Source organism: Streptomyces sp. A2-16, from assembly GCF_018128905.1.
Lineage (GTDB): Bacteria > Actinomycetota > Actinomycetes > Streptomycetales > Streptomycetaceae > Streptomyces.
In genome coordinates, this window is the sequence record NZ_CP063808.1 from 8,838,858 (window position 1) to 8,861,939 (window position 23,082).

At 72.7% G+C, this 23,082-nt stretch carries 18 protein-coding genes and 1 pseudogene; 7 read left to right on the forward strand and 12 right to left on the reverse strand.

From position 1 onward, the window contains the following. Positions 1–2 precede the first annotated feature (2 nt). The 4 genes from IOD14_RS39595 to IOD14_RS39610 form a co-directional block, all read right to left on the reverse strand. The gene (locus IOD14_RS39595; RefSeq protein WP_123989703.1) at positions 3–983 is read right to left on the reverse strand and encodes a cation diffusion facilitator family transporter; all 981 of its coding nucleotides are present in this window, start codon (positions 981–983) and stop codon (positions 3–5) included. Positions 984–1,154: 171 nt separating this feature from the next. Continuing rightward, the gene (gene manA / locus IOD14_RS39600; protein ID WP_212672818.1) at positions 1,155–2,306 is read right to left on the reverse strand and encodes a mannose-6-phosphate isomerase, class I; all 1,152 of its coding nucleotides are present in this window, start codon (positions 2,304–2,306) and stop codon (positions 1,155–1,157) included. Between the two features lie 45 nt (positions 2,307–2,351). Further along, a complete protein-coding gene (locus tag IOD14_RS39605; protein WP_123989705.1) occupies positions 2,352–3,479 on the reverse strand; it encodes an SIS domain-containing protein in 1,128 nt (375 codons plus the stop codon). 230 nt (positions 3,480–3,709) lie between these two features. Then, positions 3,710–3,880 (reverse strand): Trm112 family protein, encoded by a 171-nt coding sequence (locus tag IOD14_RS39610; RefSeq protein WP_007382472.1) that lies wholly within the window; start codon positions 3,878–3,880, stop codon positions 3,710–3,712. A gap of 628 nt (positions 3,881–4,508) precedes the next feature. Between IOD14_RS39610 and IOD14_RS39615 the strand changes: the two are divergent. Continuing rightward, positions 4,509–4,661, forward strand: a pseudogene (locus IOD14_RS39615) (4-(cytidine 5'-diphospho)-2-C-methyl-D-erythritol kinase); the annotation flags it as partial. 69 nt (positions 4,662–4,730) lie between these two features. Here IOD14_RS39615 and IOD14_RS39620 read toward each other — a convergent pair. The 3 genes from IOD14_RS39620 to IOD14_RS39630 form a co-directional block, all read right to left on the reverse strand. After that, a complete protein-coding gene (locus tag IOD14_RS39620; RefSeq protein ID WP_212672819.1) occupies positions 4,731–6,098 on the reverse strand; it encodes a phosphomannomutase/phosphoglucomutase in 1,368 nt (455 codons plus the stop codon). A 102-nt stretch (positions 6,099–6,200) separates the two neighbouring features. Further along, on the reverse strand, positions 6,201–7,817 hold the full coding sequence (locus IOD14_RS39625; RefSeq protein WP_212672820.1) for an L-lactate permease: 1,617 nt from the start codon (positions 7,815–7,817) through the stop codon (positions 6,201–6,203). Positions 7,818–7,953: 136 nt separating this feature from the next. Further along, on the reverse strand, positions 7,954–8,328 hold the full coding sequence (locus tag IOD14_RS39630; RefSeq protein WP_212672821.1) for a DUF3499 domain-containing protein: 375 nt from the start codon (positions 8,326–8,328) through the stop codon (positions 7,954–7,956). 356 nt (positions 8,329–8,684) lie between these two features. On the opposite strand from IOD14_RS39630, the gene IOD14_RS39635 reads away from it, so the two are divergent. Beyond that, a complete protein-coding gene (locus IOD14_RS39635) occupies positions 8,685–9,128 on the forward strand; it encodes a metallopeptidase family protein (protein ID WP_123992679.1) in 444 nt (147 codons plus the stop codon). A 22-nt stretch (positions 9,129–9,150) separates the two neighbouring features. Here IOD14_RS39635 and IOD14_RS39640 read toward each other — a convergent pair whose 3' ends face one another. The 3 genes from IOD14_RS39640 to IOD14_RS39650 form a co-directional block, all read right to left on the reverse strand. Then, complete coding sequence (locus tag IOD14_RS39640) at positions 9,151–10,632, reverse strand: DUF5719 family protein (protein WP_212672822.1); 1,482 nt, start codon at positions 10,630–10,632, stop codon at positions 9,151–9,153. After that, entirely contained in the window at positions 10,629–14,288 is a 3,660-nt protein-coding gene (locus IOD14_RS39645) for a glycosyltransferase (RefSeq protein ID WP_249126181.1), read from the reverse strand. Before IOD14_RS39645 ends, IOD14_RS39640 begins: the two co-directional genes overlap by 4 nt. A 183-nt stretch (positions 14,289–14,471) precedes the next feature. Beyond that, on the reverse strand, positions 14,472–14,735 hold the full coding sequence (locus IOD14_RS39650) for a WhiB family transcriptional regulator (RefSeq protein ID WP_003990679.1): 264 nt from the start codon (positions 14,733–14,735) through the stop codon (positions 14,472–14,474). 702 nt (positions 14,736–15,437) lie between these two features. Between IOD14_RS39650 and IOD14_RS39655 the strand changes: the two genes are divergently transcribed. The 4 genes from IOD14_RS39655 to IOD14_RS39670 all read left to right on the forward strand — a co-directional run bounded on the left by IOD14_RS39655 (position 15,438) and on the right by IOD14_RS39670 (position 19,359). Then, the gene (locus tag IOD14_RS39655) at positions 15,438–15,947 is read left to right on the forward strand and encodes a cysteine dioxygenase family protein (protein ID WP_123989711.1); all 510 of its coding nucleotides are present in this window, start codon (positions 15,438–15,440) and stop codon (positions 15,945–15,947) included. Positions 15,948–15,981: 34 nt separating this feature from the next. After that, positions 15,982–16,941 (forward strand): 2-phospho-L-lactate transferase, encoded by a 960-nt coding sequence (cofD, locus tag IOD14_RS39660; protein ID WP_123989712.1) that lies wholly within the window; start codon positions 15,982–15,984, stop codon positions 16,939–16,941. Then, entirely contained in the window at positions 16,938–18,254 is a 1,317-nt protein-coding gene (locus tag IOD14_RS39665; RefSeq protein WP_212672823.1) for a coenzyme F420-0:L-glutamate ligase, read from the forward strand. The genes cofD and IOD14_RS39665 overlap by 4 nt, the downstream gene beginning before the upstream one ends. A 97-nt stretch (positions 18,255–18,351) precedes the next feature. After that, complete coding sequence (locus IOD14_RS39670) at positions 18,352–19,359, forward strand: DNA-3-methyladenine glycosylase 2 family protein (protein WP_212672824.1); 1,008 nt, start codon at positions 18,352–18,354, stop codon at positions 19,357–19,359. A gap of 100 nt (positions 19,360–19,459) precedes the next feature. Here the strand turns inward: IOD14_RS39670 and IOD14_RS39675 are convergent, their stop codons facing one another. Together IOD14_RS39675 and IOD14_RS39680 are read right to left on the reverse strand one after the other, a co-directional pair. After that, positions 19,460–20,542, reverse strand: coding sequence for an NDP-sugar synthase (locus IOD14_RS39675; RefSeq protein ID WP_123989715.1), 1,083 nt, complete (start codon positions 20,540–20,542; stop codon positions 19,460–19,462). A 174-nt stretch (positions 20,543–20,716) separates the two neighbouring features. After that, positions 20,717–22,186, reverse strand: coding sequence for a peptidoglycan recognition protein (locus IOD14_RS39680; protein WP_249126182.1), 1,470 nt, complete (start codon positions 22,184–22,186; stop codon positions 20,717–20,719). A 129-nt stretch (positions 22,187–22,315) separates the two neighbouring features. Between IOD14_RS39680 and IOD14_RS39685 the strand changes: the two genes are divergently transcribed. Continuing rightward, positions 22,316–23,050 (forward strand): TIGR03089 family protein, encoded by a 735-nt coding sequence (locus IOD14_RS39685; RefSeq protein ID WP_212672825.1) that lies wholly within the window; start codon positions 22,316–22,318, stop codon positions 23,048–23,050. Positions 23,051–23,082: the final 32 nt, after the last annotated feature.

Below are 23,082 nucleotides of genomic sequence, written 5' to 3' on the forward strand. Positions count from 1 at the left end.
GATCAGTGCTCGGCGGGATGCGGGGCCGGTCCGCCCGGGGTCGCCTCCCGGTCGGCACCCTTGGCGGCCTCGGACTCGCTGTAGATGTCCGGTTCGAGGTAGATGACGCGAGCGATCGGGACGGCCTCACGGATGCGGGACTCGGCGGCGTTGATCGCGGAGGCGACCTCGGCCGCCGTGTCGTCGTGCTGGACGGCGATCTTCGCGGCGACGAGCAGTTCCTCGGGGCCGAGGTGAAGTGTGCGCATGTGGATGATGCCGGTGACGGTGTCGCCGTCGACGATCGCGGTCTCGATCTTCCGCACGGCATCGAGGCCGGCGGACTCGCCGAGGAGCAGGGACTTGGTCTCCACGGCCAGGACGAGCGCGATCAGGATGAGCAGGATGCCGATGCAGAGGGTGCCGATGCCGTCCCAGACGCCGTCTCCGGTGAGCAGGGCCAGGCCGACGCCGCCGAGGGCCAGGATCAGACCGACCAGGGCGCCGAAGTCCTCCAGGAGCACGACCGGGAGCTCGGGCGCCTTGGCGCGGCGCACGAACTCCTTCCAGGAGAGGTCGCCGCGCAGCGGGTTGGACTCCTTGATGGCCGTCCGGAAGGAGAAGCTCTCGGCGATGATCGCGAAGACGAGGACGCCCACCGGCCAGTACCAGTGCTCGATCTCGTGCGGGTGCTTGATCTTCTCGTAGCCCTCGTAGACGGCGAACATGCCACCGACGGAGAAGAGGACGATGGAGACCAGGAACGCGTAGATGTAGCGCTCGCGGCCGTAGCCGAAGGGGTGTTGCGGGGTGGCCTCGCGCTGGGCCTTCTTGCCGCCGAGCAGCAGCAGGGCCTGGTTGCCGGAGTCGGCGAGGGAGTGCACGCCCTCGGCGAGCATCGAGGACGAGCCGCTGAACGCGAACGCCACGAACTTCGATGCCGCGATCGCGAGGTTGGCGCCGAGTGCCGCCACGATCGCCCTGGTTCCGCCTGACGCGCTCATCTGGTCGCGTTGTCCCTTCGCCTCAAGTGTCTCTACGCCGTCCAGGCCTTTGCCCGTCCTTTGCCGGTGGGCCATTCTTGCAGCCTCGCCCGGCACGGGCGTCTCATCCGTCCACAGGGCCGGTCATACGATCACACGTCACCGTCCCACTCGCCTTCGCCGCCGTCGCCGTCACACGATCACGGTCGCCCGGAAGACCGTGCCGGTGCCGGACACCTCGGCCTTCTCGCCCGCCGGGACGAAGACCGACTGGCCGGGGCTCAGTTCGTGTTCCCCGGCTCGCACGGAACCTGCCGTGCAGAGCAGGATCTGTGGGGTCGGACGGGTCAGGTCGTGCGTGGCGGCGCCCTCGGGGAGGACATACCGGGACAGTCGGAACTCGTCGATGGGAGTCTCGTAGACCTCCTCGCCGTCGGGGGACGCCTCGGGGCGGAGCACGCCCGGGTCGGCGGCCTCGAAACGGACGATGCGCAGGAGTTCGGGGACGTCGACGTGCTTGGGGGTCAGGCCGCAGCGCAGGACGTTGTCGGAGTTGGCCATGATCTCGACGCCCAGGCCGTTCAGGTACGCGTGCGGGATGCCGGCGCCGAGGAACAGGGCCTCGCCGGGCTGGAGCCGGACGTGGTTGAGGAGCATCGCGGCGATGACGCCCGGATCGCCCGGGTAGTGGTGGGCGATGTCGGCGTAGGGAGCGTGGTCACCGCCGAGGCGGGCGCAGGCGGCCGCGGCCTCCGTGACCGTGTGGGCCATCTCCTCGCGGTCGGCGGTCAGAACGGCCGTCAGGACCTCGCGCAGGGCCGCCTCCTCGGGACGGGCGTGCAGGAGGTCGACGTACGGCTTGAGGGAGTCGACGCCGAGTGCGTCGAGCAGCTCGGCCGCGCGCGCGGGTTCGCGGAAGCCGCACAGGCCGTCGAACTCGGTGAGCGCGCAGATCAGTTCGGGCTTGTGGTTGGCGTCCTTGTAGTTGCGGTGTCCCGCGTCCACGGGGATGCCCCGGCGCTCCTCGTCGTCGTAGCCCTCTTTCGCCTGGGCCAGGTCGGGGTGCACCTGGAGGGAGAGCGGGGCGCCCGCGGCCAGGATCTTGAGCAGGAAGGGCAGGCGGGGGCCGAACCTGGAGACCGCCTCGGCGCCGAGTTCCTTCGCCGGGTCCGCGTCGATGACCTCGACGAGCGTGCCCCGGCCGGTGCGTGAGGGGGCGCCCGGGTGGGCGCCCATCCACATCTCCGCCTGCGGCTCACCGGTCGGCCGGACGCCGAGGAGTTCGGGGATGGCGGTGGTGGAACCCCAGGCGTAGGGGCGGATGGTGTTGTCGAGGCGGTCCATCAGGCTCTTTCTGTACGTACGGCGATCAGGGCGTCCTGGGCAACGTCAGGCCCCCGAGGCGAGCGCCAGGTAAACGGCGGCGAAATCGGTGACGGCGATCAGTTCCGCGAGGGTCTCGATCTCGCCGCCGGCCTCCGGTTCCAGCTCGCTGATCGGCGTGTCGTGGCTCAGGGCCAAGTCGCGGGCGGACGGGGCGGCGCTGAGGCCCCCGATCGGACGGTCGCGAAGGAGCACCACACGCGCGTGCAGCGCGGGAGCCTCCTCGACGCGGTCGCGGAAGAAGTCGTCGGGATCGGCACTGGCGGCCAGCGGTCCGGCGAGCAGGGTGCTGTGCGCGGCGAGGGCCTCGGGCAGTTCGGAGACCACGGCGGGGCGACCGGAGAGCTCGGCGAGGGCGGCGGCGAAACGACGGCCCGCGGGACCCGCGGAGGTGCCCTCGGTCCAGATCACCGGGAGCGCGTCGGCGAGTTCGGCGGCGAGGGTCTTGGCGGGGTTGCTGTAGGTCGCGATGGCGGGTCCGCAGCGCTCGGCGATGTGGTCGAGGCGGTCGGCGATCTTCTCCAGCGCGTCGGGCGGGGCGCTGAGCAGGCCGGCACGGTCGAGGATCGCGAGGAGCGGGGTGAGCAGGGCCCACAGGACGCCGGGAGCGGACGCGGTGAGGGCTGTGTCCTCCTCGTACGGCGCGGTCGCCATGGACACGAACAGGCCGTGGGCGCCCTCGACCGCTTCGGCGAGCGGGGTGCGGGCCGGAGCCACGGCGACGACGGTGCAGCCGCGGCGGTACGCCTGGTCCGCGAGCAGGGACAGACCGGGTTCGGTGCCGTCGGGGGTGGCGATGAGGAGCAGGTCGACCGAGCCGGCCCAGCCGGGGAGTTCCCAGCGCAGGGCGCCCGCGGCGGGGGCGACTCCGGTGGGGGCGAGGCGGGTGACGGGGCTTCCGGCGCCGGCGAGTGTGCCGAGGAGGTCGGCGGCGCAGGTGGCGGCGGCGCCGGGCCCTGCGATGAGGACGGCGCGGGGGCGGCCGTCGGGCTTCAGGTCGTTGACGCCGGCCTCGGCGGCGTGCCGGGCCGCTGTGCGGACGCGGGCGCCGGCCTCTGCGGCGCCGCGGAGCAGGCCTCGGCGGTCGGCCTCCGAGAGGGCCTCGGGGGTGTCGAGCAGCGATTCGTCGAGCATGGGGCGGCAGCCTCCGATCGCCGGGTCTCCGGGACGCCGGATTGTCGCTCCGGGTCTCCGGGACGCCGGATTGTCGCTTCGCCGGGTCCTTGGGACGCCGAGTTGTCGCTTCGCCGGGTCGTCGGTCGGGCGGGTCCGGGACGCCGGTGGTCGCTGTGTCGTTGTGGCTTACGGGAGCCGGGGCGCTGTCTCGCCCACGGCAGCGGGTCGCTCACGCGGCCGCGGGGCGCTCACGCGGGGCGGCGGGCCTCGTCGACGAGGAGGACAGGGATGCCGTCGCGGACGGGGTATGCCAGGCCGCAGTCCTGGCCGGTGCAGATCAGCTCGGTGTCCTGCTCCTTGAGGGGGGCGTGGCAGGCCGGGCAGGCGAGGATCTCCAGGAGGCCGGCTTCGAGCGGCATGGGGGTTCCCTTCGGGAGCGGTACGGCTGCTTGTGCGGATGTGCCTGGTCAGGGTACCGCCGGGGAGAGGGGGGTGCCGGGGTTGGGGCGAGGTCGGGGTCGGGGGCCGTGGGGGATTTTCGCCCCGCCGCCCCTACCCGGCCCGTCCTCCAGGGGCGCTGCCCCTTCGACCCCGTCCTGGGGGCTGCGGCCCTCGTTCCCCGCCTCGGCCCTGAAGGGGCCTCGTCCTCAAACGCCGGACGGGCCGAGGGAAAGGGACTGAGGCCGGAAGCCAAGCCCCGAGGGGCGGGACGGAGGTGGGCCTCGGCCTCCCACGCCGGACGAGCGCAACGGCCGGGACCGCACCCCCAGAAACCCAACCCGCGAGAGTGGGTGGGAGTTCGAGAGGGAAGTGGGCCTCGGCCTCCCAGCCGGACGGGCTCAAGGACCGGAACCGCACCCCCAGAAATCCGACCCCGAGAGAGGGAGGGAGTTCGAGACAGAAGTGGGCACCGTACTTCCGACCGGCGCAAGAGCTGAGACCGCAAACCAGAAGCCCAGCCCCCGAGACCGAGACCGAGGTCGGCCTCGGACCCGCCCGGCCGGCTCAAGGACTGGGACCGCACCCCAGACGCCCCCCGGGCAGCGGGCGATGGCGGAGCGCGGTGTTTCGACCCCGGCTGTCTTCCGCGAGTTCGACCAGCTCACCGAGGGCCTCGACGTCCCCGAGCCCGTCGCCTCCGAGGCACTCCTCGACGCACTCGCCGAGGGCGACCCGGAGGCGCTCGCCGCCGCCGTCTCCGCGGTGCAGGCTCCGGGGTCGGACGGCGAGTGATGGTGGCGCCCCCGCCGCGGCGCGGGCGCCCGGCGGTCACGCCCTGATGATCGCCAGGACCTCGTCCCGGATCTTCGTCATCGTCGCCTCGTCCCGGGCCTCCGCGTTCAGGCGCAGGAGGGGTTCCGTGTTGGACGGGCGGACGTTGAACCACCAGTCGGCGGCGGTGACCGTGAGGCCGTCGAGCTCGTCGGTCGCGATGCCCTCCTGGCCCCCGTAGGCGGCCTTGATCGCCGCCACGCGGTCCGCCTGGTCGGCGACCGTGGAGTTGATCTCGCCGGAGCCGACATAGCGGTCGTACTGGGCCACCAGGGACGACAGCGGGCCGTCCTGGCCACCGAGCGCGGCCAGGACGTGCAGGGCCGCCAGCATGCCGGTGTCGGCGTTCCAGAAGTCCTTGAAGTAGTAGTGCGCGGAGTGCTCGCCGCCGAAGATCGCGCCGGTCCTGGCCATCTCGGCCTTGATGAAGGAGTGGCCCACGCGCGTGCGTACCGGTGTGCCGCCGTTCTCCTCGACGACCTCCGGGACCGACCAGGACGTGATCAGGTTGTGGATGACCGTGCCCTTGCCGCCGTGCTTGGCGAGCTCCCGGGAGGCCACGAGTGCGGTGATGGCGGACGGGGAGACCGGGTCGCCGTGCTCGTCGACGACGAAGCAGCGGTCGGCGTCGCCGTCGAAGGCGATGCCGAGGTCGGCCCCCTCCTCGCGGACCCGCTTCTGCAGGTCGACGATGTTGGCCGGGTCCAGGGGGTTCGCCTCGTGGTTCGGGAACGTGCCGTCCAGCTCGAAGTACATCGGGACGGTGTCCAGCGGCAGTCCGGAGAAGACGGTGGGGACGGTGTGGCCGCCCATGCCGTTGCCCGCGTCGACGACGACCTTCAGGGGGCGGATGGTGGCCAGGTCGACCAGGGAGAGCAGGTGGGCGGCGTAGTCCTCCAGCGTGTCCCGCTGATTGATCGCTCCCGTGGCGGCCGCGGACTCCGGGGCGCCCGTCTCGCTCCACCGCTCGACCAGTTCACGGATCTCGGCCAGGCCGGTGTCCTGACCGACCGGGGCCGCGCCCGCCCGGCACATCTTGATGCCGTTGTACTGGGCGGGGTTGTGGGAGGCGGTGAACATCGCGCCCGGCAGGTCCAGCGCGCCGGAGGCGTAGTACAGCTGGTCGGTCGAGCACAGGCCGATCTCGGTGACGTCCACGCCACGGGCGGCCGCTCCGCGCGCGAAGGCCCGCGACAGGCCCGGGGACGTGGGCCGCATGTCGTGACCCGTCACGATGGCGCTCGCCCCGGTCACCTGGACGAAGGCGGCGCCGAAGAGCTCGGCGAGCGTCTCGTCCCACTGGTCGGGAACGACTCCGCGCACGTCGTACGCCTTCACGAGCTGTGACAGATCAGCCACGGCCAACCCTTCTGAAAGTCCTGTCGGTCACCACAAACTACCCGCACGCACTGACAGCGCGTCGTGCGGGAGCTCACCGGACGCCGGCCGTTGTCTGAGGTCAGGGCTTCAGGGCAGCATCCAGCCCAGCACGGGCGAGCTCTGACCGACCACGATCAGGCACATCACCAGCAGCAGTCCGAGGCTCCAGGGCAGCACCTTGCGCAGCAGGTCCCCCTCACGGCCGGCGAGCCCGACGGCCGCGCAGGCGATGGTGAGGTTCTGCGGCGAGATCATCTTGCCGAGCACCCCGCCGGAACTGTTGGCGGCGGCCAGCAGTTCCGGCGACAGCCCGGACTCGCGGGCCGCCGTCACCTGCAACGCGCCGAACAGCGCGTTGGCCGAGGTGTCCGAGCCGGAGACCGCCACCCCGAACCAGCCGAGGACCGGCGACAGGAAGGCCAGCCCGGCGCCCGCGGCCGCCACGAAGTGACCGATGGTGGCGGCCTGCCCGGAGAGGTTCATGACGTAGGCGAGCGCCAGCACCGATGTCACGGTCAGGATCGCGAACCTCAACTCGTGCACGGTGGCCGCCCATTCGCGGACCGCCACGCGCGCGTGCACGCCGAGCACGAGGGCCGTCAGGATCCCCGCGAGCAGCACGAGGGTGCCGCCGGTGGAGACGACCGGCCAGGTGAAGACGTTGCCGCCGACCGGATCCCCGGCGGGGTTCACGACGTCGAGGAAGGGCCAGTCGTACGTCTGGGTCGTCTTGGCCAGCCAGTCCTTGACGACGGGGATCTGCGCGACGGAGAAGATCACGACGATCAGCGCGTACGGCGCGTAGGCGCGCAGGACTTCACCGCGCGGGTCGGCCTCGTCGAGGTCCTCGCTGCGCGTGCCCGTGAGGACGGCGGCGCGGACCGGTTCGGCGGCGGGCCTGCGTGCGAGCGGTACGGCGACGAGGGCGCCCGCACCGGCCAAGGCGGCGCCGATGTCGGCGAGTTGCGCGGAGAGGTAGTTGGAGGCCGCGAACTGGGCGACGGCGAAGGCAACTCCGCAGACGAGGGCCGGCACCCAGGTCTCTCGCAGACCTCTCCTGCCGTCGACCAGGAAGACCAGCACCAGGGGCACCACCAGGGCGAGCAGAGGCGTCTGACGGCCCACCACGGACGCTACGTCGTCCAGCGGCAGCCCGGTGACCTGAGCGAGTGTCACGACCGGGGTGCCCATGGCGCCGAAGGCGACCGGGGCGGTGTTGGCGACCAGGGCGACGACCGCCGCGCGGACCGGGTCGAAGCCGAGGGCGACGAGCATGACCGAGCAGATCGCGACCGGGGCGCCGAACCCGGCGAGGGCTTCCAGGAGCGCGCCGAAGCAGAAGGCGACGACGAGGGCCTGGATGCGTGGGTCGTCGGAGAGCCGCCCGAAGGAGCGTCGCAGGATGTCGAAGTGCCGGGTGCGGACGGTCATCCGGTACACCCACAGGGCGTTGACGACGATCCACAGGATGGGGAAGAGGCCGAACGCGGCTCCCTGGGCGGCGCTGGAGAGCGTCTGGCCCAGTGGCATGCCGTAGGCGAGCCAGGCGACCAGAGCGGCCGCCAGGAGGCCGGTGAGGCCCGCCAGGTGCGCCTTCACGCGGACGCCGCCGAGCAGGACGAGGACGATCACCAGCGGCAGGGCCGCGACGAGGGCGGACAGGCCCAGCGAGCCGGCGACGGGTTCGAGTTCCTGGACGTACACGGGCGCCTCCCCGATTCCGTCATGCGGAAAGCGATTTCTCACTTCGGCTTACGGAATGGTCGTGTCCGCGCCAAGGGCCCGTCAATGGGCGTGCGTCACCGAGCCGAACGCACACCGAACGCACACAAGGGACAGGTCAGTTGTCGGGAGAGCGCAGCACCCGGAGATGGCCGCGGCGCGCGACCTCCATCGGGTCGGCCCTGCGAGCCCCGCCACCTGCCTCGGCGGCGCGCTCCTGCGGACGGGCCGCCTCGCGCACGGCGTTGGCAAGCGCTTCCAGGTCGTCCCCGCTGGGCCGGGCCGGGGCCGAGCCGTCGAGGAGCCGCACGACCTCCCACCCGCGCGGGGCGGTCAGGCGCTCGGAGTGCTCGGCGCACAGGTCGTAGCAGTGGGGTTCGGCGTAGGTGGCGAGCGGGCCGAGGACCGCGGTCGAGTCGGCGTAGACGTACGTCAGCGTCGCGACGGCGGGACGGCCGCAAGCGGTGCGCGAACAGCGACGTACAGGGCTCACGACGTTGGACGGTACCGCACTCTTGAGCGGGCCGCGACGACTCTCCCCCAGGTCACTCCACCGTGTCGTGCTGTGAGACGCCCCACACGCAACTCCGATCACACGGCCATGACCTGCGCCGACAGCCGTTTTCGAGGGGCCGAACACACCTGCACCCGGTCACCACTTGGCGCAAACCATGTCAATTGCCTTGAGTTCGACGGTCTTGGAGAGATACGGAATCGAGCCCAACCTTGGCTGGAATGGTCAACTGCCGACATGCCGTACGAGGCGCCCGTACGTCGTTTCGGGCCACGTCCGGGGTACCGCGTGGGTGCCGGGCGCGGGAGTGCGGCGGGGATTACCCTTCACCAGTGATGGACAACCCTGTACCGCCCCGCGCCACCGGCCCCGGGCCCCGCCGCCGTGATCGCCACGGACGAGGCATGCGCGGCCCGATCGCCCCGCCTCAGGTACCGCTCGCCGCGAGCCGGGCCGAGGCGTTCGCGGACCTGGTGCAGGACTCCGTGGAGCGCCTGGAGCGGCGCTGGCCGCAGCTCGCCGACATCGATTTCCTGGTCCTGGAGGTGCCCCGGCTGGACGGGCGGTCCTGGAACGACGAGGCGGTGCCGCTCGGCGGCACGATCCCGGCGCGCGAGGGACGCCCCGCGCGCGTGGTCGTCTACCGGCGGCCCGTGGAGATCCGCACCAAGGGACGCGACGAGCGAGCGGCGCTGGTGCACGAGGTCGTCGTGGAGCAGGTCGCCGAGCTGCTGGGACTCACTCCCGAGACCGTCGATCCGCGGTACGGCGAGGACTGAACCGCCCGCGGATCGTCCCGGGCTACTTCTGGAGCACCGAGAGGTCCTGGTCCGCCTCCGGCACCGCCACCAGGCCCCGGTCGTCCGGGAGGGTCTGGACGGTGAAGCCCGGGACGCCGTCCTCCGTCGCCGCCAGGGTTCGGGCGCCGTAGACGGGCCCTCCTGAGACGTGCTCCACCGTGAGGGCGTAGGTGCCCTTGAGGCCGGTCGGGGTCGGGGCCGACACGTTCTCCGTGGTGCCCGCCTTGAGGGTGAACGTCTTCGAGACGGCCTCGCCGCCCTCGCTGCCCGCCGAAGCCGTGACCTTGACGGTGGCCGCGCGCGTGGGGGCGGTCAGCGAGAGGGTGGTGCCCTTGGCGCTGTTGTCGGCGACCGTCGCGCGCGTGCCCACGGGCCGCGTGGCCGGGATGAAGGCCGTCTCCTGGTCGTCGCCCTTGCCGCGGACGACCCGCAGCGCGGCGACCACCGGCACGGAGGAGTCGGTGGGGGTGAGGACCAGCGAACCGGCCTCCCCGCGGGTGACGTCACCAAGGTCGGCGGAGGTCGTCATACCCGCCTTCACGTGCAGTGTCTCGTTGCCCGCGGGGGTGATCAGGCCGGTCGGGGAGGCCAGCTGCACCTTCAGGTCGGCGTCGGAGTCGCCGGGCGCGAAGGCGACCAGGCGCACGGCGGTGGCGTCCTTCGGGATGCCGGGCAGCACCAGGCTGCCGGACGGGTCCGTGGAGGCGGCCAGCCAGTCGCCGCCGAGCTTGTCGTCCAGCGCCTGCACGGCCGCGCCCACGCGCCCGCTGCGGACGTTCACATGGACGGTGAGGTTCTCCTGCTTCTCCTCGGTGAGCGTGGACAGCAGGATCGGGTCGCTGGAGTGCGGCGCGACGGTGATGCTCTCCCCCAGCGTGGAGTCCAGGGCGCCGTCCTTGCCGTAGAGCTCGATGTCGACGACGGCGGCGGAGTCGTCGGGGTTGGTCAGATGGACGTAGTCGGTGCGGTCGGCGGCCGTGCTCGCGCCCGGGAACCAGAACTCGGTGTCGGGAGCGGAGCAGTTGACGCCCTGCAGCCCGCGTCCGGAGCCCGCAGCGACCTCGGTGGTCTCCTGGACGGTCCAGCCGGGTGCGAACTTCCCCTCGGCGGTGCCCACGAGGGCCGGCGCGTCGCCGCCGGAGGTGTCACCGGTGGCGGGCTTGCCGGGTTCCGCGGGCTTGAGGACCGGCTTGGCGGCCTTCTTCCCGCGGGCGCTCTTGCCGTCCGACTCCTCGGCGGCCGCCCGGAGTTCGGCCTTGCCGCCGCTGCCCGCGTCCTTGGTGACGGGCGTGAACGACGTGTACGCCGTCTCCGCTATGTCGGAGGTGCTCGGCGTCGGGCACAGCAGGCTGGTGCGCTCCACGGGCAGCTCGGCGGCCGTCCTGGCGGTCTTCTCGGCCTGCGGCGGGCTGAGCGTGGCGAATCCGGTGACGGCGGCGAGCGCCGCGGTGCCGGCGATGAGGGACACGGTGGTGCGGTTCACTGCTGACTCCCGTCGGGGCGCTCGCTGCCGGGGGCGCCCGGGTGCTGCTGCGCCGGGTCGTAGGCGGGGTCGTAGCCCTGGTCGTACTGCTGCTCGTACTGACCGCCGTACGTCTGGTCGTACGGCGTCTGCTGGTTCTGCCCGCCGTAGGCGTACGGGTCGTACTGGCCGCCCTGGTAGGGGTCCGCCTGGTACGGCTGCTGGTCGTAGCCGCCGGCCGGGTACTGCTGGGCGGCTTCCTGGTACTGGCCGTCGGCGTAGGTGCCGTACTCGGCGTTCGCGTAGCTCGGGGCGTCCCAGTCGCCGTAGGACTGCTGCGGAACCGCGGCGGGGGTCTCCTGCTCAGGAGCGGGGAAGTCCTCCGGCGCGCCGGTCTCCTCGGCCTCGGCCTGGGCGCGCAGCCGGCGGGCGCGGCGGCCCTCTCCCGCCACGGGCTGGGCGGGGACGACCTGCTCCTCGGGGAGGTCGTCGTCGACGTCGCGGCGGCGGCCGGGCAGGGCCATGACCACGAGGACGACGGCGAGGGAGCCCTGGATCCACAGCCAGAGGGTGTGGGTGAAGGGGTCGTCGAAGGTGACGTCCAATGTGCCGCCGGAGGCGGGGAGTTCGAAGCCCTGGGCCCAGCCGTCGACCGTGGTGGGGGTCAGCGGGCTGCCGTCGAGGGTGGCGGTCCAGCCCTCGTCGGCGCTGTCGGCGAGGCGCAGGATCCGCCCCTCGGCGCCGGACGGGACGGTGGTGCGGATGTCGACGGGGCCCGCGGCCACGGGTGTCGCGGTGCCGGAGCCGGACTTGGCGACGATCGTGGCGCGCGCGACCTCCTGGTCGACCCGCCACAGTCCGCTGCCGTCCTGCTGGCTGAGCCGGGTCAGGCCGGGTGTGGCGTCGAGCACGCGTGTGACCTCGCGGGGCGCGCCCTTGTGGACGAGGACGTACCGCACGGCGAAGCCGCCGAGCTGGTTCGCCTGGTCGGCGCCGGAGCCGGCGACGAGGTTGGCGACGACCTTGTCCAGCTTGTCGTTCTCCCCGTCGGCCGCGGCGAGTTCGGCGTCGCCGAGGCGGGCGCCGGAGCCACGCACCAGCATGTAGCCGACGTGGGCGGCGGAGTCGCTGTCGAGGACGAGGGTGCGGGCCTGGTCGCGGGTGCCGCTCTCCTCGGCGACGAACGCGGGCACCTGCACGGGGTCGCGGCGCTCCAGCGGTCCGTCGGCGCCGCCGAGCATCCAGCCGGCGGCGACCAGCAGCGGGCCCGCCGCGGAGGCGAAGGCGATCAGGGCGGCGACCGGCTGGCGCCAGCCGAAGCTCTGCTCGGCCACACGCGCGCGTGCCCCGTCGGCGCCGAGCATGGCGGCGGCCAGCAGGGCGAGGCCGTAGACGAGGGTGGCGGGGCCCGCCCAGGTCGATTCGTTGGACAGGACCGCGAAGACGAGTCCGACCAGGGCCACCGCCCAGGCCGTCCAGATGCCGAACTGGCGCTCGGTGCGCAGCAGGGCGGCGAGCGCGGCCAGCACGATGCCGATGAGCATCAGCCCGTCGACGGTGCCGGGGCCGCCGGGGCTCGCGCCGAGCAGGTCGAGGGCCGAGGCGGTCGAGGAGCCGTACTCCAGGCCCGCCTGTTCGAAGAAGCCGAACGGGAGCAGCGTCAGGGACCAGGGCGCGAGGACCAGCAGGGGTGTGCCGAACTGGGCCAGGAAGCGCAGGCCGTAGGCGGTGATGTCGCCGCGGCGCACCACCAGCAGGCCGATGCCGAGGATCAGCGCGATCGGCCAGATGATCGGCGTGAACGCGGTGGTGATCGTGAGCAGGAGGGCGAACGCCCAGGTGGCGCGCCAGCTGCCACGCGTGCCCGTGCTGTTCGTCAGCCCGCCCGCCGCGACGCCCGCGCGCGCGATGAGCGGCAGCAGGACGGCGAGGACGGAGGTGCCGACACGGCCGCCGGCGAGGGCGCCGGTGGCGGCGGGCAGGAAGGCGTAGACGACGGCCGCCCACGCGCGCAGGAGGCGGGACTCGACGAGCGGGCGGGAGGCGAAGTAGGCCGTGAAACCGGCCAGCGGCACCGAGCAGATCAGCAGGAGCGTCAGCGCGAGGCCGGTCGAGCCGAACAGCACGGAGGACAGCGCGGCGATGATCGCCAGGTACGGCGGCGCGGACGGGGTGCCGCCGGCGCCCACCGCGTGCCACGCGTCCGCGTAGCGCGACCACAGCTCGCTCGCGTCCGCCGGGGCGGGCAGCAGGGCGCCGCCGGAGAGCGCGCCGCCGCCCAGGAGGTTGCGGCAGGCGACCAGGGCGATGAGCAGCAGCGTCAGGAAGAGCACCGGTCCCGGCTTGCGGGCGATGCGCTTGAGGCGGGCGAACTGCTCGATCTCCAGGAACTCCGCGTCGTCGCCGCCGGGCCCGGACTCGATGCCGCCGCCGTGGCGTCCGGCCGTGGAGGTGTCCGTGTCGGAGCCGCCGAAGAAGTTGCCCGCGACCTGCTCCACGGTGGCCCGCACGGTCGCGCCGGGTGGCGGGAACAGCTGTCTGAGCTCGGCCTTGTCGACGACCGGCGTGCCGCGCCTGCGCCGCCCGGCGATGATCCGCTCGGGCCGCAGCAGGGTGCCGAGGAGACCGCGGATCTCGTCGAGGGCCTGTCCGGGGACCTTGCCGACGAGGTACGCGACGGTCCGCAGCAGGGTGCCGACGACCAGCCGCACCAGCACCCAGGGCAGCGCGGCCGTACGGGTGTTGACGAGCAGGGTGTAGACGGCGCCGGCCTTGTCGACCTTGTGCGGGGAGGCGGTGGTGCGGCCCGCGCAGTCGACGGTGCGGCGCTCGCGGGAGGCCGCCTCGGCATGGCGGACGACGGCTTCGGGGGCGATGAGGACGCGGTGGCCCGCGGCCTGGGCGCGCCAGCACAGGTCGACGTCGTCCCGCATGAGGGGCAGGCGCCGGTCGAAGCCGCCGAGCTGCTCGAAGAGGTCGCGGCGGATCAGCATGCCGGCGGTGGACACCGACAGCACGGACCTCACGTGGTCGTGCTGCCCCTGGTCCTGTTCGCGGCGGTCCAGGCCCGTCCAGCGGCGGCCGGAGTGGGCGATGGAGACGCCTACCTCCAGGAGCTGGCGCTTGTCGTACCAGCCGCGGAGCTTGGGGCCGACGACGGCGACGTCGTCGCGGCCGAGCTCCAGTTCGTTGTCCACGACGCGCAGCAGCTGGGCCAGGGCGTCGGGTTCGGGGGCGCAGTCGTCGTGCAGCAGCCACAGCCACTGGACGGGCTCGCCGTGCGGCAGCTCCGGCATGTCGTAGGCGTCGTCGCGCCAGGTGCGGGTGACCGGGTCCCAGCCGCTGGGCCGTTTCAGATAGGGCAGCTCGTCCGGGGTCAGGACCGGCGCGGTGCGGGCGGCCTCCTCGACGGCCTGGCCGAAGCCGGTGCGCCGGGCGAGGTGCAGGACCCGGTCGGCGCCGAGGGCGTCGGTGACCAGCTGGGCGGAGTCGTCCGCGCTGCCGGTGTCGGCGGCCATGGCGAACTGCACGGGGCGCTCCTGGCCGAGCAGCCCGGCGAGCGCGTCGGGCAGCCAGCGGGCGCCGTCGTGGGAGACGAGCACCGCGGTCACCACATGACGCGGGAACTCAGGAGTGGCAGCGTGGTCTTGGGCTGCCGTGTGGCTGTGCACGGACATCGAGGTACGGGCCCCGGTTCGGTGGACTGCGGTGGACGCCTGTGCCCTGAGGGGGCGGCGAGGCGTCTCGGACGAGCGCCCACACTATCGGCTGGGCAAGACGGCGGCCCGCCGCCTGTGGATAACCCAGGTGCGACGGGCCGTTCGGTTGCGTGCGAAAAGGGCGGCGAGGCGGGTCTCGCCTCAGACGGCGGCCTTCTTCAGTCTGCGGCGTTCGCGTTCCGACAGGCCGCCCCAGATGCCGAAGCGCTCGTCGTTGGCGAGGGCGTATTCGAGGCACTCGGAGCGGACCTCGCAGGAGAGGCAGACCTTCTTGGCCTCGCGGGTGGAGCCGCCCTTCTCGGGAAAGAAGGACTCGGGGTCGGTCTGGGCGCACAGCGCGCGCTCCTGCCAGCCGAGTTCCTCGTCCGCGTCGTCGACCAGCAGTTGCTGCACCAGCTCGGTCATGTGCGCCCCTCGTCTGTCTTCGCGTCCCCGTGTGACGGCCGTTACCGATTTCGGCTGAACGACACGAGTGAAATTACAAGTGTGCTGCTCCGGGCGAGTCAAGCCGAGATCTGCTATTGGGCCCCTTATTCACTCTGCGGAACCAAGGCCTTGCTGAAAGTGTTCAAATCGGCATAAACCTTGACAAGCAGAGGAGACCCCAGAGGGCCGCCGAACCGCGCCAGGCCTTTCGGGCCTGTACGGGGAAGGACGCCCATCAGTTCGAACTCGTTCCGTAAGCGTGCGGGGAAGTCGTGCGAAGTCGCGCGGCCCGAGCGCCCGGTCGTGCGCACCATGTGTCCCGGTCGGCGCCTGCACAAACCTTTCACCATGGAGATGGACCGGATGAGGTGAAACATGTCCCACTCGCAGGGTGTCGAGTTGACAGTGAAGGTGTGAACCGCTGTCCTTGTGGGCATGCTCGCGAACTTGGCGCTCACCTCGACCCGCACGGCCGGGTCCCACGGTGCTGCCCGCGCTCGCTGTAGCTGTTGTTGCTGTTCCAGCTGTTGAGCCCAACGCGCTCCGGCTGTCCCTGAGTCCACCGTGACTCGGCTGCTTGTTCCCGCCCGCACCCGGGCCCTCCTGTCTCCCCGCGACCCGGGGGACGGACGCGACACCCAGCCAGCCCCCACACTCTTCGCCGAGGACCCACCGCACCCCATGAACAGCGACAACGACCTCCAGATCGCCGGCGACCTCCTCGAGGTGCCGCACCTCCTCCAGGCGCCCCGGGAGCACCCGGCCACCGTCGCCGACTTCGTCGGACTGGCCCGTGCCATCGCCGCCGACCGCTCGCAGTGGGCGCATCTCGTCCGGTTCGACGCGACCAGCCGCTGGTACCACCGGCTGCGGACCGGGCCCGGCTACGAGGTGTGGCTGCTGTCCTGGGTCCCGGGCCAGGGCAGCGGGCTGCACGACCACGGCCGCTCCTCCGGGGTCCTCACCGTCCTGGAGGGCGCGCTGACCGAGCGGACCGAGCGGGGCACGCGCGCGCTGGGTGCCGGGGCGCAGCGGGTGTTCGCACCGGGGTACGTGCACGAGGTCGTCAACGACGCGCTGGAGCCGGCGGTGAGCCTGCACGTCTATTACCCGGGCCTGACCGAGATGCCGATGCACACGGCCTGCACCGCTCCGGCGCACTACGGCGAGGTGGACGCCGTAACCGCGTGACACGTTGTCGTACCCGCCTGCGAGACTGGATTCCATGCGAATCGTGGTTCTGGCAGGCGGCATCGGCGGTGCCCGTTTCCTGCGCGGTCTGAAGCAGGCCGCGCCGGACGCGGACATCACGGTCATCGGCAACACCGGGGACGACATCCACCTCTTCGGCCTGAAGGTCTGCCCCGACCTCGACACGGTGATGTACACCCTCGGCGGCGGCATCAACGAGGAGCAGGGCTGGGGGCGGGCCGAGGAGACCTTCCACCTCAAGGAGGAGCTCGCGGCGTACGGGGTCGGGCCCGAGTGGTTCGGGCTCGGGGACCGGGACTTCGCCACGCACATCGTGCGCACGCAGATGATCGGTGCCGGATATCCGCTGAGCGCGGTGACCGAGGCGCTGTGCGACCGGTGGAAGCCGGGGGTGCGGCTGATCCCGATGACCGACGACCGGGTCGAGACGCATGTCGCGGTCGAGATCGACGGTGAGCGCAAGGCCGTGCACTTCCAGGAGTACTGGGTGCGACTGCGGGCGTCCGTGCCGGCCCACGCGGTCGTGCCGGTGGGCGCGGAGCAGGCCAAGCCCGCGCCGGGCGTCCTCGAGGCGATCGCGGAGGCGGACGTCGTGCTGTTCCCGCCGTCCAACCCGGTCGTGTCCGTCGGCACCATCCTCGCCGTGCCCGGGATCCGCGAGGCGATCGCCGAGGCCGGGGTGCCGGTCGTGGGCCTGTCCCCCATCGTCGGGGACGCGCCCGTGCGCGGCATGGCCGACAAGGTCCTCGCGGCGGTCGGCGTCGAGTCCACGGCCGCGGCGGTCGCCGAGCACTACGGCTCGGGGCTGCTGGACGGCTGGCTCGTCGACACCGTGGACGCGGGCGCGGTCGACCGGATCGAGTCGGCCGGCATCCGCTGCCGGGCCGTACCGCTGATGATGACCGACCTCGACGCGACCGCGCGGATGGCCCGGGAGGCGCTGGAGCTGGCGGAGGAGGTGCGCGGAGCTTGAGCGAGAAGCCTGCCGAGGCCGACGGCTACCGGGTGTGGGCCGTCCCCGGACTTCCCGAGGTGCAGCGCGGGGACGACCTGGCCAAGATGATCGCCGCCGCCGAGCCCGGGCTGGCCGACGGGGACGTCCTTCTCGTCACCTCGAAGATCGTCTCCAAGGCGGAGGGGCGGGTCGTCGAGGCCGCCGACCGGGAGGCCGCGATCGACGCGGAGACCGTGCGGGTCGTGGCCCGGCGCGGGCCGCTCAGGATCGTGGAGAACCGGCAGGGGCTCGTGATGGCCGCCGCAGGGGTGGACGCGTCCAACACCCCTTCGGGGACCGTGCTCCTGCTGCCCGAGGACCCGGACGCGTCCGCGCGGGCGATCCGGGACGGGCTGCGCGACGCCCTCGGGATCGACGTCGGGGTCCTCGTCACCGACACCTTCGGGCGGCCCTGGCGCGCCGGGCTCACCGATGTCGCGATCGGGGCGGCCGGGGTGCGGGTGCTGGACGATCTGCGGGGCGGGACGGACGCGTACGGCAATCCGCTGAGCGCGACCGTCGTGGCGACGGCCGACGAACTGGCCGCCGCCGGTGATCTCGTCAAGGGAAAGGCCGCCGGGCTGCCCGTCGCCGTCGTGCGTGGGCTCGCGCCGGTCGTGTCCGAGGAGCACGGGGAGGGGGCGCGGGCCATGGTGCGCCACGCGCGCGACGACATGTTCCGGCTCGGCACCTCGGAGGCGGTGCGGGAAGCGGTCACCCAGCGCCGTACCGTGCGGGCCTTCACGGACGAGCCGGTCGACCCCGCAGCCGTGCGGCGGGCCGTGGCCGCGGCCGTCACCGCGCCCGCACCGCACCACACCACGCCGTGGCGGTTCGTCCTCCTGGAGTCCGAGGACTCGCGGACCGGACTGCTGGACGCCATGCGGGACGCCTGGATCGCCGATCTGCGGCGGGACGGGAAGTCCGAGGAGTCCATAGCCAAGCGGGTCCGCCGGGGTGACGTCCTGCGGAAGGCGCCGTATCTCGTCGTGCCCTGTCTGGTGATGGACGGCTCGCACAGCTACGGCGATACGCGGCGGGACGCGGCCGAACGGGAGATGTTCGTCGTCGCCGCGGGCGCCGGCGTGCAGAACCTCCTCGTCGCGCTGGCCGGGGAGCGGCTGGGTTCGGCGTGGGTGTCGTCCACGATGTTCTGCCGCGAGGTGGTGCGGGAGGTGCTGGGGCTGCCGGCGGACTGGGATCCGATGGGGGCCGTGGCGGTGGGGCATCCGGCGGAGGCGCCCCGGCCCCGGCCGGAGCGGGACGCGGGGAGCTTCATCGAGGTGCGGTGACATGCGCCGGTTCGGTCGAGGTGCGGTGGTGGGCCCGGTCTTGCGCCTAGTCTCGTAGGGCTCCCACCGGTTCCTCTCGTATCCCAGGACTTCACTCGTGGCAGGACGCTTCGCTCCGCGGCCCACCCGTACGACCGTGCGCGGTGGCGAGGTCGTCGTACCCGCGGCGCGGCGGGCTCCGGCGCCGACGGAGGCCCCGCTCGTGCGGAAGTGGTCGCCGGGGTGGCCCGTCGATCTCGGGCTGGTGCTCGGGGCACTGCGGCGGGGGCCCGCGGATCCCACCTTCCGGGCGCTTCCGGACGGGTCCGTGTGGCGCGCCAGTCGTACGCCCGTCGGGCCGGGGACCCTGCGGGTCCGTGTGTACGGCGGTGAGGTGCGCGGCGAGGCGTGGGGGCCCGGGGGCGAGTGGCTGCTGTCGCGGTTGCCCGAGCTGCTCGGCGCCGCGGACGACCCTTCCGCCTTCGTGCCCCGGCATCGGGTCGTGGCGCACTCCTGGCATCGACGGCCGGGGTTGCGGCTGACGCGGACCGGGCTGGTGCTGGAGTCGTTGATTCCGTCCGTGCTGGAGCAGAAGGTCACGACCGACGAGGCGTATCGGGCGTGGCGGTTGCTGGTGCGGAAGTTCGGGGAGCCTGCGCCCGGGCCCGCGGCGGGTGGGCGGTTGTGGGTGATGCCGGCGCCGCGGACGTGGGCGTTGATTCCGTCGTGGGAGTGGCATCGGGCCGGGGTGGACAACAAGCGGGCGTCGACGATTCTGCGGTGCGTGCGGGTCGCCGCGCGGCTGGAGGAGGCGGTGGGGATGTCTCCTGCTGCCGCCCAGGCCCGCTTGGAGGTGGTGCCGGGGGTGGGGCCGTGGACCTCCGCGGAGGTGGTGCAGCGCAGTCATGGGGCGGCGGACGCGGTGACCGTGGGGGATCTGCATCTGCCGGGGATCGTGGGGTTCGCGCTGGCGGGGGACCGGGACGCGGATGACGCGGCGATGCTGTCGTTGCTGGAGCCGTATGCGGGGCAGCGGCATCGGGCGGCTCGGTTGATCCTGTTGAGCGGGCGTACGCCTGCTCGGCGGGCGCCGCGGATGACCCGGGGGGACATCGGGAGGCTGTGACGGAGTGGGGTGCCGGGGGTTTCTCGCCCCCGCCGCCCCGACCCCAACCCCCTACCCGTCGCGTCCCGTCCCGTTCACCGGTCCTTCGATGGGGCCCGGCTCACTGGTCCGACGAGAAGCGGACCGCTCCCGCCGGGATGCGGGCGTCGCACCAGATCCGCACGCCGTCCCGTAGTTCGTTGTCGGCGCCGATGACCGCGCCGTCGCCGATGACCGTGCCGGTGAGGACGGAGCGTTCGCCGATGCGGGCCCTGGTGCCGATCAGGGAGTCGGTGATGACGGCGCCCGGTTCGATCACCGCGCCCGGAAGGATCGTGGAGCCGAAGACGCGCGCGCCCTCCGCGACGTACGCGCCCTCCCCCACCACCGTGCCGCCCGTCAGCTTCGCGTCGGGGGCGACCCTCGCCGTGGGGAGGACCAGGCGGTCGCCGCAGCGGCCGGGGACCGCCGGGGACGGGGCCCGGCCGAGGACCAGGTCCGCCGAGCCGCGGACGAAGGCGGCGGGGGTGCCGAGGTCCAGCCAGTACGTCGAGTCCACCATGCCCTGGAGATGCGCCCCGGCCGAGAGGAGCTCGGGGAAGGTCTCGCGTTCGACCGAGACCGGACGGCCCTGCGGGATCGTGTCGATGACCGAGCGGCGGAAGACGTACGCCCCCGCGTTGATCTGGTCGGTGACGATCTCCTCGGGGGTCTGGGGTTTCTCCAGGAAGGCGAGGACCTTGCCCGTCCCGTCCGTGGGGACCAGCCCGTAGGCCCGGGGGTCGGTGACCTTCGTGAGGTGCAGGGAGACGTCGGCGCCCGTCGTCTCGTGGGTGCGCACCAGGGCCCTGATGTCCAGGCCCGTCAGGATGTCGCCGTTGAAGATCAGGACCGGGTCGTCGGGGCCGGAGTGCAGACGGGCGGCCACGTTGCGGATCGCGCCGCCCGTGCCGAGGGGCTCCTCCTCGGTGACGTACTCGAGGTGGAGCCCCAGGGACGAACCGTCGCCGAAGTGCGGTTCGAAGACCTCCGCGAGGTAGCTCGTCGCGAGGACGATGTGGTCGACGCCCGCCGCTCTCGCTCTGGCCAGCTGATGGGTGAGGAAGGGGACGCCCGCCGCACGCACCATGGGCTTCGGGGTGTGGACCGTGAGAGGTCGCAGCCTCGTGCCCTTGCCGCCGACCAGGAGGATCGCTTCTGTCACCTGTCGTCTCCGCTTCCTGCCGGGACCGGCCCGAACTGCCTTGCGACCGGCCAGTGTATGCAGACCGTTGTGCGGCACCTTCGGCGGCCGTGCGGCATTCGCGCCTGCCCCCCGACGGCGGTGAAACGGGTGGTACGAGCTCTCCTGCGCGCTCTCCTCGGTCCCCAGCGACCGTCAACGACCTTGGAGACGGGCAGCTGTCGTGCGGGTGGACCCGAGCTTGCGGTAGAGCTGCCATCCGGGGCACTCCGTGGCGAAGCCGTCCCGGTGACCGGAGATCACGTTCAGTCGTACCTTCCTGCCCTTCGGGTAGAGGTTGCCACCGCCCGACTTCAGGTACGTCTTGCCCTTCGGGTTGGCGCCGTGCAGACCGAGCTTCCACGCGCTGAGCCGTGCGACGGCCTTCGTGACGGCGGCGGGCGGCTTCTTGGAGCCGTAGCTGCCGAGGACGGCGATCCCCATGCTGTTGCTGTTGAAACCGAGAGTGTGGGCGCCGAGGACCGGTTTCGCCACGCCACCCGCCCGGCCCTCGTAGATGTTTCCGCACTTGTCGACGAGGAAGTTGTAGCCGATGTCACGCCAGCCCATGCTCTTGACGTGGTACCGGTAGATACCGCGAATGAGCGAGGGCACCTGCGTACAGCGGTACCCGTTGCCGGACGCCGTGTGGTGCACGAAGGCCGCCTTGACCTTCTTCGTGTACACGAACTTCCGCTCGCGCAGCCCCTCGTCGGCGCCCCAGCCGCGCCGGGTGACGATGCGCGGGCGCGGCCCGATGTACGGCTTCACCCGCTGCTGGGCCGTCAGTTCCCCCGCACGCAGGGCGAACAGCTCCTGTTCGGTCTGCCGCCGGTCCAGTGCGGGGATCTCCGTGGCGCCGAGGCCGGCCAGACCGGCGTTGGCGGCGGCCGCGTCCATCGCGGCGCGTGCCTCGGCCGGTTCGGCGGTGGGTGCGGAGCGGGGCGCGACGGCTCGACGGGCGGCGCCCGCCCCAGCCGTCCCGCGCTGGGCGGCGCCCGTCACCTCGGTCTCCCGCCGGGTGGGCGCCGGTGCGCTCTCCCCCGGGTCCACCAGTTCCAGACGCAGACCCGTCGGAAGAGCAGCGGTCGTCGTCGCCGTACGGGATCCGCGGGCGGTGTCCTCGGTCCTGCGGTCGGCCTCGGCGCGGACCCGCACCTCCACACCGTCCGAGTCGCCCACCCACAGCGGTGCCGTGGCGCCGTGGACGCGGCCGGAGGTGCGCTCGGCCGTGCCGGGGTCGGCGGCGTCGTCGTTGTGGGTCTCCAGGTCCTGCCAGCCCGACCAGGTGTCGGTGCCGACGGCACGGGTGCGGACCTGGACGCGGCCGTTCAGCACGGCGTCCGGGTCGTCCCAGATCACGCCCACGAGGGAGAAGTGCCGTACGTCCCGGCGGGGCAGGCCCTGTTCGGCGACCGGGGCGAGGGTGCGGTCGCGGGAGGCGAGGGGCGCGAGGGGCAGCGACTGCGTGCCCCCGAGGGCTTCCGCGGCCGGCGCTTGTCGCACGGCCGCCGGCCCGGCGGCCGCCGGGGACGCCGGTCTCGCCGCGAGCGCGGGTGAGGTGAGGGGCAGGGCGAGGGCGGCGGCGCAGGTGACGCCGATCGAGGAAGCAAGAAGTCCACGCATGTTCCCGATCCTGGACATAGTCATATAAATCTGTCCATTGGGGAACTGACGGACCGTCGGGTGCTGTTGCGCCGAACCGGTGGCCCCGCGCGGGGGTGTCCGGCCGCGGGCCCGCGTACCCTTTCGCGGGTGAACGCCACCGATCGCACCCCTGCCGACCTGCTGCGTTCCGCGCTCGCCGCGGATCCCGGCCGCCCCCTGGTGACCTTCTACGACGACGCCACGGGCGAACGTGTCGAATTGTCCGTGGCCACCTTCGCCAATTGGGTGGCCAAGACCTCGAACCTCCTCCAGGGCGACCTCGCCGCCGCGCCGGGCGACCGGGTGGCGCTGTTGCTGCCCGCGCACTGGCAGACGGCGGTGTGGCTGCTGGCGTGCGCGTCGGTGGGGGTGGTCGCGGACGTCGACGGGGATCCCTCCTCGGCCGATGTCGTGGTGAGCGGGCCGGATGCGCTGGAGGCGGCGCGGGCCTGTTCCGGGGAGCGGGTCGCGTTGGCGCTGCGGCCGCTGGGCGGACGGTTCCCGCAGCCGCCGGACGGGTTCGTGGACTACGCGGTGGAGGTGCCGGGGCAGGGCGACCGGTTCGTTCCGTTCGCTCCGGTGGATCCTGACGAGCCCGCGCTGGTCGTGGCCGGGCGGGAGTTCAGCGCGGCGGAGGTCGTGGAGCGGGCCCGGGCCGAGGGAACCGGGGACCGCGTGCTGTCGGGGCTGCCGTACGACACGTGGGACGGGCTGTGCGCCGGGTTGTACGGGCCGCTCGCCACCGGGGGCTCCGTGGTGCTGTGCCGGAATCCGGAGCAGCTGGGCGAGGAGGCGCTGGCCAAGCGGATCGAGGACGAGCGGGTGAGCGTCGTGCGCCGCTGAGAGAGGCGGTCTCGTCCGGTCTGCGGCTGCGG